We start from the raw sequence: 15,134 nt of genomic DNA, 5'->3' as shown, positions 1-15,134 counted from the left end.
GATGCCTGAGTTACCTGAGGTAGAAACTGTTAGACGAGGTTTAGAAAGGTTAGTAGTAGGTCGGACTATTTTGTCGCTTGAGGTCAAGGTTCCAAAAATGATTAAGACCTCCTACGATAGTTTTTTGACTGATTTACCTGGTCAAGCCATTCAAGCCCTGCGACGAAGAGGCAAGTACTTGATTTTTGACTTTGGACAGTTGATTATGATTTCCCACTTGCGTATGGAGGGAAAATACCTGCTGTTTACAGATCAAGTTCCTAGCAACAAGCATTTTCACTTATTTTTTAAGTTAGATGATGGCTCCACCCTCGTCTATCAAGATATCCGCAAGTTTGGGACCTTTGATTTATTGGCTAAAAGTCAAGAGGAGGCTTATTTTACAAGGAAAAAGCTTGGTCCTGAGCCTACTAAGAAGGCCTTTAAATACGCTCTATTTGAGAGAGCCTTGATGAGTTCTGCAAAGCCCATTAAAAGTCTCCTCTTGGAGCAAAAATTGGTGGCTGGTCTAGGAAATATCTATGTTGATGAGGTGCTTTGGGCGGCCAAGGTTCATCCTGAAACGCCAGCAAAGGAACTCAGCAAGGCAGCCATGAAGCGGGTCCATGATCAAACGATTGCCATTTTACAGCTTGGCATTGAAAAAGGCGGCTCAACCATAAGGACCTATCGTAATGCCCTTGGTGAGGACGGAACCATGCAGAACTATTTGCAGGTTTACGGAAAAACGGGACAGCCTTGTCCACGCTGCGCAAGCACAATTGAGAAAATCAAGTTAGGAGGGAGAGGGACACATTTGTGTCCTCATTGTCAGAAACGATGATTATTGGGTTAACAGGTGGTATTGCTTCAGGAAAATCAACGGTTGTTGAAATGATTAAAGAGGCAGGTTACAAGGTCATTGATGCTGATCAGCTTGTCCACGATATGCAGGCCAAAGGAGGCCGTTTGTATCGTGCCTTGCTTGATTGGTTGGGAGAGGGGATTCTCCTTCCTAATGGAGAATTGAATCGTCCTAAACTAGGGCAACTGATTTTTTCGAATGAGGAGATGAGACATCGGTCTGCTGAGATTCAAGGGACAATTATTCGAGAGGAACTAGCAACTCAAAGGGATTGTTTGGCCAAGAAAGAAGATGTTTTTTTCATGGATATTCCCTTACTTATTGAGAATGGGTATCAGGACTGGTTTGACCAGATTTGGTTGGTGGCAGTGTTACCTGAGGTCCAGCGCCAACGCTTGATGAAACGTAATCACTTAAGTTTTGAGGAAGCTAAGATGCGTATTGATAGCCAAATGTCTTTAGAAGAGAAAAAGCCTTATGCCAGCTTGGTTCTTGATAATAATGCTAGTCTCGATGATTTGAAGGAGAAAGTGAAGAGCGCAATAAATGATTTACCTAGCTCCTCATAGCTAGTCATTGTGATATAATGGATAGTGAATTTTAGAAAGAAGATGATTATTTGCGCCAAGAAGAGCTTAAAAGTACTGATTGGCAACGTAACCTTAAAATTGCATGGATAGGAACCTTTTTTACTGGCGCTAGTTTCTCCATTGTTATGCCTTTCATGGCCCTCTACATTGAGGAACTAGGTGTTAAAGGAGACATGGTTGAATGGTATACTGGTTTGTCTGTTGCTATCTCTGCTTTAGCCTCAGCCCTGGTTTCTCCTATTTGGGGACGCTTGGCTGACCGTTATGGCCGAAAGCCCATGATGATTAGAGCCAGCATGGTGATGACTTTTACAATGGGAGGTCTTGCCTTAGTCCCAAATGTTTTCTGGCTGCTTTTCTTAAGAACGCTGAATGGTTTGTTTGCGGGGTATGTTCCAAATGCCACAGCTTTAATTGCTAGTCAGGTTCCTCAGAACCGTTCTGGCTATGCCCTGGGGACCTTATCTACGGGCCTAACGGCAGGTGTTCTGATTGGCCCTTTGTTAGGTGGTACCCTGTCTGAGGCGTTTGGTATGAGAGGGACCTTTTTATTGGTGGGCCTCATTCTATTTATCTGTTGCCTCTTAACTGTCTTTGGTTTGCGAGAGGATTTTCAACCTATCGAAAAGGGAGAGATGATGACCCTTTCTCAGGTTTTTGCGAAAATTCCCAGCAAATCTATCTTAATTGGCCTTTTTGTGACCAGTATGATTATCCAGATTTCTGCCCAATCGATTGCGCCTATGTTGGCACTTTATATTCGTTATTTAGGTCAGAGGGACAATATCCTGTTTTACTCAGGTTTAATTGTTTCTGCTATGGGCTTCTCTAGTCTCTTGAGTACCCCTTTTCTGGGAAAATTAGGAGACCGTATTGGGAATCATCGCTTGCTTTTAATAGGACTATTTTATAGCTTCCTCTTGTATTTCCTCTGTGGTTTTGCCGGTTCAGCCTTGCAATTGGGTATCTTACGTTTTGCCTATGGCTTCGGTGTGGGTGCCCTTATGCCTAGTGTCAATTCTTTATTGACCAAGATGACACCCAAGGAAGGAATCTCAAGAATATTTAGCTTTAATCAAAGCTTTTCATACATTGGACAAGTTTTAGGTCCTTTTGTTGGTTCAGCAGTTGCGACTGGACTAGGTTATCGCTGGGTCTTCTTTGTGACCGCAATGATTGTCTTTGGAAATTTTGTCTGGTCCTTAATCATCTTTAGAAAATTGCTAGGAGTCAAGAATATAGGTGAGAGTTAAAATTAATTTAAAGTGTAGTGAATGTGGGAGCATCAACTATCTCACAAGTAAAAATAAACAAAATCATCCTGAGAAAATTCAGGTACCCAAATTCTGCCCCAAGGATAGAAAAGTAACCTTACATGTTGAATCTTAAAGGGTTCTATGGTAGAATAAAAAGGACTTTTTCGGAGGAATAACTATGTACGACTTATTATTAACGCTGCTCTTGGTGATGTCAGCTATTATTGTGATTGCGGTATTCATGCAGCCACAAAAGAATCCAAGTAGCAATGTCTTTGATGGTGGTGGGTCAGAAGCACTATTTGAACGTAGTAAACCACGTGGTTTTGAAGCCTTTATGCAACGCTTTACAGGAATCATGGTTTTTCTATGGATTGTAGATGCAATCGTCCTTTCCATTCTCTCAAGTAAGTAATGAGCTGACTGAGGTTGGCTCATTTTTTGCGTTATAGTCAATAAATAAAAGAAAAGGAAATCATGAAAGAATCTATTATAAATTATTTGAAGGAGCATGGGAAATCCAGTGTAAACGACATTGCCCAGGCTCTTAATCATGCTGGGGGAGAAAAGTTTCCTCAGCTCATCAAGGCCATATCAGCCATGGAAAGTAAGGGGCAGTTGCGTTTTAATCGAGATGGCTCTGTTTCCTTGCGTCCTAAGAAAGAAAATCCAAATCAGGTGACTGTTGAAGGTGTTTTCCGTGCCAATAAGAACGGTTTTGGTTTCTTGCATGTCGATGACAGTGAAGATGATATGTTCATTGGTCGTAATGATGTTGGCCATGCCATTGATGGTGATACTGTTGCTGTTGTTATCAAGAAGCCAGCGGATCGTTTGCGTGGGACAGCAGCGGAAGCACGAGTTGTTGAAATTGTAGAACGTTCGCTTAAGACTGTTGTAGGGAAATTTATCCTTAGCGACGAGAAAGAACCTTATGCTGGTTACATTAAGTCTAAAAATCAAAAAATTCAGCAGCCAATTTATATTAAGAAAGAACCAGTTGCCCTAGACGGTACTGAAATTATCAAGGTTGATATTGAAAAATACCCTAACCGTCACTATGATTATTTCGTAGGAAGTGTTCGTGACATTATTGGTCATCAAGGGGATGCTGGTATTGATGTCTTGGAAGTCTTAGAATCAATGGATATTGTTTCAGAGTTCCCAGAGGATGTCATGGCGGAAGCAGAAGCTGTACCAGATGCACCTAGTCAGGAAGACCTCCTTGGTCGTGTTGACCTTCGTCAAGAGGTAACCTTTACTATTGATGGAGCTGATGCGAAGGACTTGGATGATGCGGTCCATATTAAACGTTTGCCAAATGGTAATTTTGAGCTTGGTGTTCATATTGCTGATGTGTCCTACTATGTCACTGAAGGTTCAGCTCTTAACCGTGAGGCCGTAGCACGTGGGACTTCGGTTTATGTGACAGACCGTGTGGTGCCAATGTTGCCTGAGCGTCTTTCAAATGGTATTTGTTCACTAAATCCCAATGTTGATCGCTTGACTCAGTCAGCCATTATGGAGATTACTCCAAAAGGTAAGGTGGTTAATCATAAGATTTGCCAATCTGTGATTAATACAACCTTCCGTATGACCTACAGTGATGTCAATGAGATGTTGGCTGGAAATCCAGAAAAGATTGAGCAGTTTAAGCCAATCATGGATTCTGTATCAGCTATGGCAGAATTGCATAAGATTTTAGAAGACATGCGTGAGCGTCGAGGTGCCCTTAACTTTGATACATCTGAAGCTCGTATCTTGGTTAATGAGAAGGGAATGCCAGTGGATATCGTGGTGCGTGAACGTGGAACAGCCGAGCGAATGATTGAATCCTTCATGTTGGCTGCCAATGAATGTGTGGCAGAGCACTTTGCTAAGGCTAAGTTGCCATTTATTTACCGTATCCACGAAGAGCCAAAGGCTGAGAAATTGCAACGCTTCATGGATTATGCCTCTATCTTTGGTGTTCAAATCAAAGGAACTGCCAATAAGATGGATCAGCTAGACTTGCAAGAGTTTATGGCCAAAGTTCAGGGAAAACCTGGAGCAGAGGTCATGAACATGATGCTGCTTCGTTCAATGCAACAAGCCCGCTATTCAGAACACAATCACGGACACTACGGACTTGCGGCTCAGTACTATACCCACTTTACTAGTCCAATCCGTCGTTACCCAGACCTCTTGGTTCACCGAATGATTCGTGAGTACACTAACAATATGTCTCAAGAAACGCGTGAACATTTTGAAGAGGTTATTCCTGAATTAGCGACATCATCTTCAACTCTTGAACGTCGTGCCATTGATGCTGAACGTGTCGTTGAAGCTATGAAAAAAGCGGAATACATGGAAGAGTTTGTTGGTCAAGAATTCGATGGTATTGTCGGAAGTGTAGTTAAATTCGGTATGTTTGTGGAATTGCCAAACACTATCGAAGGTTTGGTTCACATCACGACCCTTCCAGAATTTTACAATTACAATGAACGTACCATGACACTTCAGGGTGAGAAAACTGGTAAGACTTTCCGAGTTGGTCAACCTATCCGTGTCAAATTAACACGTGCGGATAAGGAAACAGGAGACATTGACTTCCAATACCTTCCAGGCGAGTATGATGTCACTGAAAAAGTAGACCACAAGGCTCGTCAGGAACGTGAAGAGAAAGCGAAAGCCTTCCGCAATAGAGGTGCACGTCGTGACCGTCAAAATGGAGATTTCGAACGTCGTGGTAAACGTGGGGATAACCGTAGTCGTCAAGATGGTAATGGTCGTAAAGGCTCTTATGACGAAAACCGTAAGTCATCTAAGAAACCAGACAAGCGTAAGAATCAAAACCGTCCTCATAATGATAACAAGGGACGTGAGAGTGGCCGTCGTAAGAAGAAAGGAAACAAACCTTTCTACAAGGACGTTGCTAAAAAACGAAAATAGGATGAGAATGGAGGGACTGCTATGCCAAAGGGTGAAGGCAATGTTGTTGCTCAGAATAAAAAGGCTAGACATGACTATAGTATCGTTGATACTATTGAAGCGGGTATCGTACTGACAGGAACGGAGATCAAATCCGTTCGTGCGGCACGCATCCAACTAAAAGATGGCTATGCCCAAATCAAGAATGGTGAGGCCTGGTTAATTAATGTTCATATTGCTCCGTTTGAGCAAGGTAATATTTGGAATCAAGATCCAGACCGTACGAGAAAATTATTGCTCAAGAAGAAGCAAATCACCAAACTTCAAAATGACCTTAAGGGAACAGGGATGACCTTGGTTCCTTTGAAGGTATACCTAAAAAACGGTTTTGCCAAGGTATTGCTTGGTATTGCCAAAGGGAAACATGATTATGATAAACGTGAATCTATCAAACGTCGTGAACAAGAACGTGATATCAAACGTATTATCAAGAGTGTTAACCGTTAAAACGCCTATCATCTAAGACTGCTATAGTCCTAGATGATTTTTTGTTTTTGGCTTTAAGACATGATATAATGGGAGTACCATACGGTCTTTAGTTAGGATAGCAGGTATACCTAACTCTGGTCGTGATACTGTAAAGGAGATTAGCGATGCCAGTAGATGCTAAAACAAAATACAAGGCCAAGAAGACAAAGATTGTTTTCTTTGACATTGACGACACGCTTCGTGTCAAAAAGACAGGCTACATTCCTGAATCTATTAAGGCTGTTTTCAAAGGGCTTAAAGAAAAAGGAATTTTGACGGGGATTGCCACAGGACGTGGCTACTATGGTGTCGTTGAGGACATTCGAGACCTAGAGCCCGATTATTTTGTAACCATCAATGGAACTTATGTGATTAATCGAAAAGGGGAAGAAATTTATAACCAGCCCCTAGCTCGCGAGGTTACAGAAGCTTTTGTTGCTTGGTGCAAGGAGGTTGGGATTGCTTGGGGCTTTGCCGGTAAGGATAAGCCAGTTGTTTCAGAGCGTTCAGATTTGATTGATGATGCTATGAAACCAGTCTATGGTCTTTGTGATGTGGAGCCAGACTTCCACTTATCGAACGATGTTTACCATATGTGGACTTTTGCGGAAAATGATGGTGAGCTTGAGTTACCAGAAGAACTCGTAGCCCATGTCCGCATGGTACCTTGGCATGAACACTCATCTGACGTCGTAGCAAATGGTATCTCAAAAGCATCTGGTGTCGAGCATGTCTTGGAGCATGAAGAACTTAAACCGGTCAATGCTATGATGTTTGGGGATGGTCCAAACGATATGGAAATCTTTGACTATGTTGGCCTTAAGATTGCCATGGGTAATGCCACACCAGAACTGAAAGAAAAAGCAGATTACGTTACAGGAACAGTAGAAGAAGATGGCATTTTCAATGCCTTGGAGGAACTCGGATTGGTAGAAAAAGAACTTCATTTCCCACAACTTGACTTGGATGCAGTAGAAGGTCCAGTCGCAACAATTAAAACAAACCATGGTGATTTGGTCATCAAGCTTTTCCCTGATCATGCACCATTAACAGTTACTAACTTTGTCAATTTGGCCAAGAGTGGCTACTATGACGGTGTGATTTTCCACCGTATTATCAAGGACTTTATGATTCAAGGTGGTGACCCAACTGGTACTGGTATGGGTGGTGAGTCAAGCTTCGGTGGTAGCTTCCAGGATGAATTTTCTGAAGAGCTCTATAACCTCCGTGGTGCGCTTTCTATGGCCAATGCTGGACCAGATACTAATGGTAGCCAGTTCTTCATCGTTCAAACGCCTGAAATTCCTTACGCTAAAAAGGAACTCGAACGTGGTGGTTGGCCAGCACCGATCGCAGAAGCTTATGCTGAAAATGGTGGAACACCTCACCTAGACCGTCGTCACACAGTCTTTGGTCAGTTGGTAGATGAAGACTCTTACAAGGTGCTTGATGAGATTGCCAATGTTGAGGTTGGGGCTCAAGATAAGCCACTTGAGGATGTTGTAATTGAAACAGTTGAGGTAGCAGACTAAGATGAAAATTGGAGACAAGCTTAGGGGTGTTATCACAGGCATCAAGCCTTACGGTGCCTTTGTTTCATTGGAAAATGGTACCACAGGCTTGATTCACATCTCGGAGATTAAGACAGGTTATATCGACAACATCTACAATACCCTCAAGGTAGACCAGGAGGTCTTGGTTCAAGTTGTTGATTTTGATGAATTTACACAAAAGGCTAGTCTTTCTTTGAGAACCCTTGAGGAAGAAAAAAATAAAATCCCTCATCGTCATCGTTTCTCTGATAGTCGTTTGAACTATGGCTTTAAACCCTTGGCAGAAGCAATGCCAGGATGGATTGAAGAAGGACTTGACTATCTTAGACAAGAGCATGAGGAAAAATAGTAAAAGCTGACTCTCGATGAGTCAGCTTTTTTGGTGTTTTCGATTTGGCTACAAACAAAAAGATCTTCAATTTAATTGAAGACCCATGTTTATTAATTAGACATCAAAATAGAGCAATTCTTTTGGTGTGTGTGTGAAGACTTCAAAGCCATCTTTTGTCACATAACCACAGTCCTCGATACGAACACCAACTTTTTCAGGAATGTAAATACCTGGTTCAACAGAGAAGCACATTCCTTCTTCGATTACCAAGTCATTTCCTTCCATGATTGAAGGGAATTCATGCACATCCATTCCGATACCGTGTCCGAGGCGGTGGTTGAAGTATTCACCATAACCAGCTTTTTCAATAACATTACGTGCTGCAGCATCGACTTCGCTGGCAGTTACACCTGGTTTAATCATATCTAGGGCAGCCTGTTGAGCTTCTAAAGTCAAGTGGTAGATTTCTTTTTTGAAATCATCGGGTTTTCCAACAGCGACTGTTCGCGTCATATCTGAAGCATAGCCATTCACCATACAGCCCAAGTCGAAGAGAAGAAGAGCATCTTTTTCAATTTTGTTGCTTCCAGGAATGCCGTGTGGGTTGGCTGCATTGTTACCAGTCAAGACCATAGTTTCAAAGCTCATTTCATAGCCCAAGCGTTTGATGCCAAATTCGATTTGAGCAATGATGTCTGTTTCAGTAACGTCAAGAGAGATATTGTCGAAACCGATATTAACAGCTTTATCAGCATAATCACCGGCAACAATCATTTTTTGAATTTCATCAGCTGACTTGATAACGCGCATTTTTTGAATGAATGGTGTCAAGTTTTCAAAGCGACCTTCAAAGACTGTTTGCAATCCTTGGAACTTAGTCACATTGAGATTGTCAAACTCTGCATAAATAATAGAGCTGTCTGTACTTGCTAGACCAGATTTGATTTTTTGCCATGGATTTTCAGAATCCACATAACCAAAGACTGGGAAGTCGAGTACAGCAGAGGCACGTGCAACCTCAAGAGCAGGAACAAAGAGGGCAGGTTCACGATTTTCGTAGACGAAGAGGAACATTTGGCGTTCATGTGGGTCACAATCAAAACCAGTAAGATAATTGACAGTTACAGGATCTGAAACAATAGCTAGCCCTGCTTTATTTTCATTCAAAAAATGACGAATGCGATCAAGTTTAGACATAGAAAAAACTCCTTTGTATTTCTTACACTCATTCTGTCACTTTTATAGGGAAAATGCAAGTTGTTTTTTGGCTTTTCATTAAATCATTTACTTTCATTGAGACTTTTTTAGGCTAGTTTTGTAAGCGATGGATAGTCTTGGAAACACGAAATGAGAGGCCTTTTTCTGAAATGGCTTTCTTCCTCGTAACCATAAAGAAGGAATCCCTTTCATTTTTTTGTAAAAAATCAGTCAAAATAATTGAAAGTGTTTTCAGAATCTGATACAATTAGCATGAATAAGTGAGCGTAAAATGAGAAAGGAAGTGTTTTTATGAATACTGATGAAACAATTACTATATACGACGTTGCGCGTGAAGCAGGTGTTTCGATGGCGACTGTGTCTCGTGTGGTAAATGGAAATAAAAATGTAAAAGAAAACACCCGAAAAAAAGTGCTTGAGGTCATTGATCGTTTGGATTACCGTCCAAATGCGGTTGCGCGTGGCTTGGCGAGTAAGAAAACCACTACTGTAGGAGTTGTTATTCCAAATATTGCTAATAGTTATTTTGCTACTTTAGCAAGGGGGATTGATGATATTGCGACGATGTACAAGTACAATATTGTTCTTGCATCTAGTGATGAAAATGACGATCATGAAGTTACCGTGATTAACTCTCTATTTGCCAAACAAGTAGACGGTATCATCTTCATGGGTTACCACTTGACGGAAAAAATTCGTGCAGAATTTTCTCGTACCCGTACGCCGATTGTTCTAGCAGGAACAGTAGACCTCGAACACCAATTACCGAGTGTTAACATCGACTATAAAGCTGCCGTTGAGGATTCTGTAACGCAGCTTGCCAAGAATAATGAAAAGGTTGCCTTTGTATCAGGACCACTAATTGATGATATTAATGGCAAGCTCCGTCTAGCTGGTTATAAGGCTGGACTTGAAAAGAATAATTTGCGCTACAATGAAGGACTTGTCTTTGAAGCTAAATATAGCTATAAAGACGGCTTTGATTTAGCACAACGTGTCTTGAACTCTGGTGCTACTGCTGCCTATGTTGGGGAAGATGAATTGGCTGCGGGTCTCTTGAATGGCCTCTTTGCTGCAGGTAAATCAGTTCCAGAAGACTTCGAAATCATCACAAGCAATGACTCACCAATTACAAGCTACACACGTCCAAACCTTTCTAGTATTAATCATCCTCTCTATGATTTAGGGGCAGTTAGCATGCGTATGTTGACTAAAATCATGAATAAGGAAGAGCTTGAAGAAAAAGATGTTATTCTTAATCACGGTATTACCTTACGTCAGTCAACAAAATAAAAAAGGAGTTGGGACATAAGTTTGTCTCAACTTCTCTTTTTTAGAAAAAGGGAGAACCAATGACTTTTGAGGATGCTTATTTTAAAAAGAAAGTCCTAAAACCTGATAGCCTAGAGCCTTTTGGTTTTACAGCTACCGAGCAAGGCTATGAGTTCAGAAAAACACTGATAGCTGAAGAACTTGAAGCTCGATTGTTTATTGATTTAGAAGGTAAGCTGACGGGACAGGTTGTCGATAGTGATTTTGATGAGCCTTATGATATCTTCAGGAGTCCTCAGGCTACTGGAACTTACGTTGGTCAAGTCAGAGAAGCTTATGGAGAACTTCTGTCACAGGTAGCTGATTCTTGTTATGAAGATCAATTATTCTCATTTCCACAAGCTAATCGCCTGGCTAAATTTTTAGCTCAAGAATTTTCAGACCAAGCAGACCAACCTTTCGAGAAGGAACCAAGCTATCTATCTTTTAGAGTTGATGGTAAATGGTATGCCTTGTTTTTTCCTCTTAAGGGAGAAAAACTAGGGCTTGATGGAGAAAAGGCAGAATTAACATATGATGTGGTTAACCTCAAGGTTAATCCGACGCAAATGGATAAGCTCTTGAAAATGGATGGCGTTTTTCCTAGCTACCATATGTCCAAGAAGACCTGGGTTAGTCTTGTTTTAGATGAGACCTTGCCGGACCAGACCATTTTTGAGCTTCTTAGTGACAGTCGCTCCCTAGTGGCCCCAAAACATCTTAGAAAGGCTTCGGAGCCTCATTATTGGATTATCCCAGTAAATTTGAAATACTACGATATTGGGGAGGAGTTTTCCGCAAATGAGGAGATTCTTTGGACACAGAAAGCTAGTATGCAAAAGGGAGATTTTGTGGCTATCTATATTACGGCACCTACCAAGGCCATCCGTTACCTCTGTCAAGTTTTAGAGGCAAATATCCCTAATCAAGGTTATCGTGAAGAGGAGAGTATTAAGGAGTTGATGCGGATTAAACCCTTATACACTTTTAATGATACTGACTTTGATAGTGATAGACTAAAGAGTTTAGGTATTAAAACTGTTCGAGGTCCCCGACATATGACAGAAGAGTTAGTTCAGGCCTTATCCCCTTACCTAAAAGAAAAATAGAAGGAGGACATCATGCGAATTTTGATTGCACCTGATTCATTTAAGGAAAGTTTATCTGCAAAAGAGGTCGCCTTAGCTCTTAAATCAGGTTTTGAAAATGCCTTATCCGACGCTGATTTTGACCTCATGCCAATAGGTGATGGTGGCGAGGGCACCTTAGATGCTCTTGCTGAAAATCTAAATCTTGAGAAGAAAAGTATCAAGATTCCTCATGCCTATACAAGTGACGGAAGTGTTTCTTTTGCCAGCAATGGCCAGACTGCCATTTTTGAAATGGCTGCGATTTGTGGCTTGGAGCATATTCCTAAGGAGAAACGAAATCCTCTAGCTCTAACGACACAAGGCGTAGGTGAACTAATTGTTCATTTGGTTCAGTCTGGCATCCGAGAGTTTATTATAGGCGTAGGTGGATCTGCTACCAATGATGGTGGTATTGGTATGGCATATGGATTGGGGTATCGTTTTTATGATTCTGAGGGACAGGAGCTTGAGCCAATAGGTGCTAATCTTGGTCTCATTAAGAAGGTATCCTCTAAAAATAAGGTTGATTTGTCTAGTGTCACCATTCGTCTGATTACTGACGTAGATAACCCCTTGTGTGGCCAACATGGAGCGACCTATATTTTTGGTGGACAAAAAGGCTTGTCTCCTTCACAATTTAAAAAAGTTGATCAAGATATGTCACAATTCTACACTGACTTTGCTCCAGAAGTTTTAAAATTGGCTGGTTCAGGGGCGGGAGGAGGCATGGCTGCAGGCCTGGTGGCCTTTGCAGGTGCAGAAATTAAATCAGGGATTGACTTTGTACTTGATTGTGTTGATTTTGACCAACGTGTGAAGTCTGCTGATTTGGTTATAGTAGGAGAAGGACGTATGGATAGCCAGTCCTTGTCTGGTAAAGCACCGGTCGGGGTGGCTAGGCGGACACCATCAGCTATTCCCGTCATTGCTATCTGTGGTAGTTTGAAGAATGACTTGCCTGATTTTCCAGTAGCAGGTATCTCAGCTGCTTTCCCTATCATTGGACAAGTATTAGAGTTAGACCAAGTTTTGGCTACCGCTAAGGAGAATCTCTATCGCACAGGACTCAATATTGGGAATGTCATCAAGCTCAGTAAAACATTGTGATATAAGAAAAAGCTGACTTTGCATCAGCTTTTATTTTCCAAATAGTTTAGCAAAAAATCCCTTTTTTTCAAGGATAGGTTCAGTTTCACTAGGAGCAAGGATATCAGGATAGAGTTCTGAAAATAATACTTTATCAAGATTCTCTGCTTGATTACTATGTACGATAAGACCGTATGGTGAATGGGCCTTGGCCTCGTCAACAATAGTTGCAGAAATATTTAGTGCTTGAGCGGTCTTGATATAGGTAAATTGTGTCTGGTCGGCTAATTTTGGCGAAAGTTTGAGACTAAGATTAGGGTAAACGGCTAATAAGTCTTTTAATATTTGCGGAAAATTGTCAATTACAGTTTTCTTTTCGGTGTTTTCCAATAGAACAGCTAGGACTACACGTTCCGCATAGGTTCCAAAATACTGACGAAGTTCATCGGGATTTAGGCGTTTTTCGCCACTAGCGCATTGGAGCACTTTGTTTTCAAGTGAAGTCATAGGAATCTCCTCTTAGTTTTCTACTTGTATTATACAATATTTTGAATTCCTTTTCATTTGAGTTGCTTTCTGAGATTTTCAAAAACAATTGAAAATATTAAAAAATAGAAAATCGCTAGAAAATTCTGGTTTTAATTTGCTTAAGCCTTGATATTATGGTAATATATAGGTGTAAAAAATTTTAACTCATAAGGAGAGTATTGTAATGTCAATTATTACTGATGTTTACGCACGCGAAGTCCTTGACTCACGCGGTAACCCAACACTTGAAGTAGAAGTTTACACTGAATCTGGTGCATTCGGTCGCGGTATGGTTCCTTCAGGAGCTTCAACTGGTGAACACGAAGCAGTAGAACTTCGTGATGGTGACAAAGCTCGTTACGGTGGTCTTGGTACTCAAAAAGCAGTTGATAATGTAAACAACGTTATTGCTGAACACATCATCGGATTCGACGTACGTGATCAACAAGGTATTGACCGCGCAATGATCGCTCTTGACGGTACTCCAAACAAAGGTAAACTTGGTGCCAACGCTATTCTTGGTGTGTCTATCGCTGTAGCACGCGCAGCTGCTGACTACCTTGAAGTTCCACTTTACAGCTACCTTGGCGGATTCAACACTAAAGTTCTTCCAACTCCAATGATGAACATCATCAACGGTGGTTCTCACTCAGACGCTCCAATCGCTTTCCAAGAATTCATGATTGTACCTGCTGGTGCACCAACATTCAAAGAAGCTCTTCGTTGGGGTGCTGAAATCTTCCACGCACTTAAGAAAATCCTTAAAGAACGTGGACTTGAAACAGCCGTAGGTGACGAAGGTGGTTTCGCACCTCGTTTCGACGGAACTGAAGATGGTGTTGAAACTATCATCAAAGCTATCGAAGCTGCTGGATATGTACCAGGTAAAGACGTATTTATCGGATTTGACTGTGCATCATCTGAATTCTACGATGCAGAACGTAAAGTTTACGACTACACTAAATTTGAAGGTGAAGGCGCTGCTGTTCGTACTGCTGCAGAACAAATCGACTACCTTGAAGAATTGGTTAACAAATACCCAATCATCACTATCGAAGATGGTATGGACGAAAACGACTGGGACGGTTGGAAAGCTCTTACTGAACGTCTTGGTGGTAAAGTTCAATTGGTTGGTGACGACTTCTTCGTAACTAACACAGCTTACCTTGAAAAAGGTATTGCAGAACACGCTGCTAACTCAATCCTTATCAAAGTTAACCAAATCGGTACTTTGACTGAAACTTTCGACGCTATCGAAATGGCGAAAGAAGCTGGATACACAGCAGTAGTATCACACCGTTCAGGTGAAACTGAAGATTCAACAATCGCTGATATCGCAGTTGCAACTAACGCTGGTCAAATCAAGACAGGTTCATTGTCACGTACTGACCGTATTGCTAAATACAACCAATTGCTTCGTATCGAAGACCAACTTGGTGAAGTTGCAGAATACCGTGGTTTGAAATCATTCTACAACTTGAAAAAATAATTCTATAGTCATATAGAATGAAAAGAGGTTCCTTAAGGAATCTCTTTTTTTTGCTTGTTCTATAGAATTTTAGCCTATAATAGGCACTGTACCTAAATAGGACTTCTAAATATAAATAATCCCCGCAATCTTATTGACTGCGGGGATTTCGTCTTAGAATAGACCTTTAATCTTGTCTAGAGCTCCGCTGACCATTTCGTTGCCTGAAACAAGAGATTTAGCTTGGTCGAAGTACTCGCCCAAATCATCTTTGTTTTCATCGACAAATTTTTTAGCAGCTTCGAAATCTTTCTTTTCGATCATTTCTTTTACTTGGTTAAATAATTCCATTGGATTCATATCGGTTCTCCTTTATAAGTT

16 protein-coding genes are annotated in these 15,134 nt (G+C 41.2%); 13 read left to right on the top strand and 3 right to left on the bottom strand.

What is annotated here, in order from left to right:
* Position 1: 1 nt before the first annotated feature.
* From mutM to H7U01_RS00525, 9 genes are all read left to right on the top strand, one after another.
* On the top strand, positions 2-823 hold the full coding sequence (gene mutM / locus H7U01_RS00565; protein WP_156685471.1) for a DNA-formamidopyrimidine glycosylase: 822 nt from the start codon (positions 2-4) through the stop codon (positions 821-823).
* Positions 820-1,413, top strand: coding sequence for a dephospho-CoA kinase (gene coaE / locus H7U01_RS00560; RefSeq protein WP_064520750.1), 594 nt, complete (start codon positions 820-822; stop codon positions 1,411-1,413). The genes mutM and coaE overlap by 4 nt, the downstream gene beginning before the upstream one ends.
* Before the next feature lie 50 nt (positions 1,414-1,463).
* A complete protein-coding gene (locus tag H7U01_RS00555) occupies positions 1,464-2,687 on the top strand; it encodes a multidrug efflux MFS transporter (RefSeq protein ID WP_201040877.1) in 1,224 nt (407 codons plus the stop codon).
* Positions 2,677-2,823: a 50S ribosomal protein L33 gene (gene rpmG / locus H7U01_RS00550; protein ID WP_002890443.1), complete on the top strand. Its 147-nt coding sequence runs from the start codon at positions 2,677-2,679 to the stop codon at positions 2,821-2,823. Before H7U01_RS00555 ends, rpmG begins: the two co-directional genes overlap by 11 nt.
* Positions 2,824-2,868: 45 nt before the next feature.
* Positions 2,869-3,105 (top strand): preprotein translocase subunit SecG, encoded by a 237-nt coding sequence (gene secG / locus H7U01_RS00545; RefSeq protein ID WP_002886135.1) that lies wholly within the window; start codon positions 2,869-2,871, stop codon positions 3,103-3,105.
* Positions 3,106-3,167: 62 nt separating this feature from the next.
* On the top strand, positions 3,168-5,621 hold the full coding sequence (gene rnr / locus H7U01_RS00540; protein WP_201040875.1) for a ribonuclease R: 2,454 nt from the start codon (positions 3,168-3,170) through the stop codon (positions 5,619-5,621).
* A 21-nt stretch (positions 5,622-5,642) separates the two neighbouring features.
* A complete protein-coding gene (gene smpB, locus H7U01_RS00535; RefSeq protein WP_002885905.1) occupies positions 5,643-6,107 on the top strand; it encodes an SsrA-binding protein SmpB in 465 nt (154 codons plus the stop codon).
* A gap of 146 nt (positions 6,108-6,253) precedes the next feature.
* On the top strand, positions 6,254-7,660 hold the full coding sequence (locus tag H7U01_RS00530; RefSeq protein WP_201040873.1) for a Cof-type HAD-IIB family hydrolase: 1,407 nt from the start codon (positions 6,254-6,256) through the stop codon (positions 7,658-7,660).
* Position 7,661: 1 nt separating this feature from the next.
* On the top strand, positions 7,662-8,030 hold the full coding sequence (locus tag H7U01_RS00525; RefSeq protein WP_002886108.1) for a S1 RNA-binding domain-containing protein: 369 nt from the start codon (positions 7,662-7,664) through the stop codon (positions 8,028-8,030).
* A gap of 96 nt (positions 8,031-8,126) precedes the next feature.
* On the opposite strand, the gene H7U01_RS00520 is transcribed toward H7U01_RS00525, so the two are convergent.
* Positions 8,127-9,209, bottom strand: coding sequence for a M24 family metallopeptidase (locus H7U01_RS00520; protein WP_201040871.1), 1,083 nt, complete (start codon positions 9,207-9,209; stop codon positions 8,127-8,129).
* Positions 9,210-9,521: 312 nt separating this feature from the next.
* Here H7U01_RS00520 and ccpA point away from each other — a divergent pair, with 312 nt between their 5' ends.
* The 3 genes from ccpA to H7U01_RS00505 are packed head-to-tail and all read left to right on the top strand — an operon-like array spanning position 9,522 to position 12,778.
* On the top strand, positions 9,522-10,523 hold the full coding sequence (ccpA, locus tag H7U01_RS00515) for a catabolite control protein A (protein ID WP_014634136.1): 1,002 nt from the start codon (positions 9,522-9,524) through the stop codon (positions 10,521-10,523).
* Between the two features lie 59 nt (positions 10,524-10,582).
* A complete protein-coding gene (locus H7U01_RS00510) occupies positions 10,583-11,650 on the top strand; it encodes an MmcQ/YjbR family DNA-binding protein (RefSeq protein WP_201040869.1) in 1,068 nt (355 codons plus the stop codon).
* 12 nt (positions 11,651-11,662) lie between these two features.
* The gene (locus H7U01_RS00505; RefSeq protein ID WP_201040867.1) at positions 11,663-12,778 is read left to right on the top strand and encodes a glycerate kinase; all 1,116 of its coding nucleotides are present in this window, start codon (positions 11,663-11,665) and stop codon (positions 12,776-12,778) included.
* 30 nt (positions 12,779-12,808) lie between these two features.
* On the opposite strand, the gene H7U01_RS00500 is transcribed toward H7U01_RS00505, so the two are convergent.
* The gene (locus tag H7U01_RS00500; protein WP_021144479.1) at positions 12,809-13,264 is read right to left on the bottom strand and encodes a YueI family protein; all 456 of its coding nucleotides are present in this window, start codon (positions 13,262-13,264) and stop codon (positions 12,809-12,811) included.
* 205 nt (positions 13,265-13,469) lie between these two features.
* Here H7U01_RS00500 and eno point away from each other — a divergent pair, with 205 nt between their 5' ends.
* Positions 13,470-14,774, top strand: coding sequence for a surface-displayed alpha-enolase (eno, locus tag H7U01_RS00495; protein ID WP_002886048.1), 1,305 nt, complete (start codon positions 13,470-13,472; stop codon positions 14,772-14,774).
* A gap of 153 nt (positions 14,775-14,927) precedes the next feature.
* Here eno and H7U01_RS00490 read toward each other — a convergent pair whose 3' ends face one another.
* Positions 14,928-15,113, bottom strand: a complete 186-nt coding sequence (locus H7U01_RS00490; protein ID WP_002886071.1) for a hypothetical protein — start codon at positions 15,111-15,113, stop codon at positions 14,928-14,930.
* Positions 15,114-15,134: the final 21 nt, after the last annotated feature.

The organism is Streptococcus sp. 21.1 (genome assembly GCF_016648635.1).
GTDB lineage: Bacteria > Bacillota > Bacilli > Lactobacillales > Streptococcaceae > Streptococcus.
The sequence above is the reverse complement of the archived record's forward strand: the minus strand, read 5'-3'. Positions and strand labels throughout refer to the sequence as shown.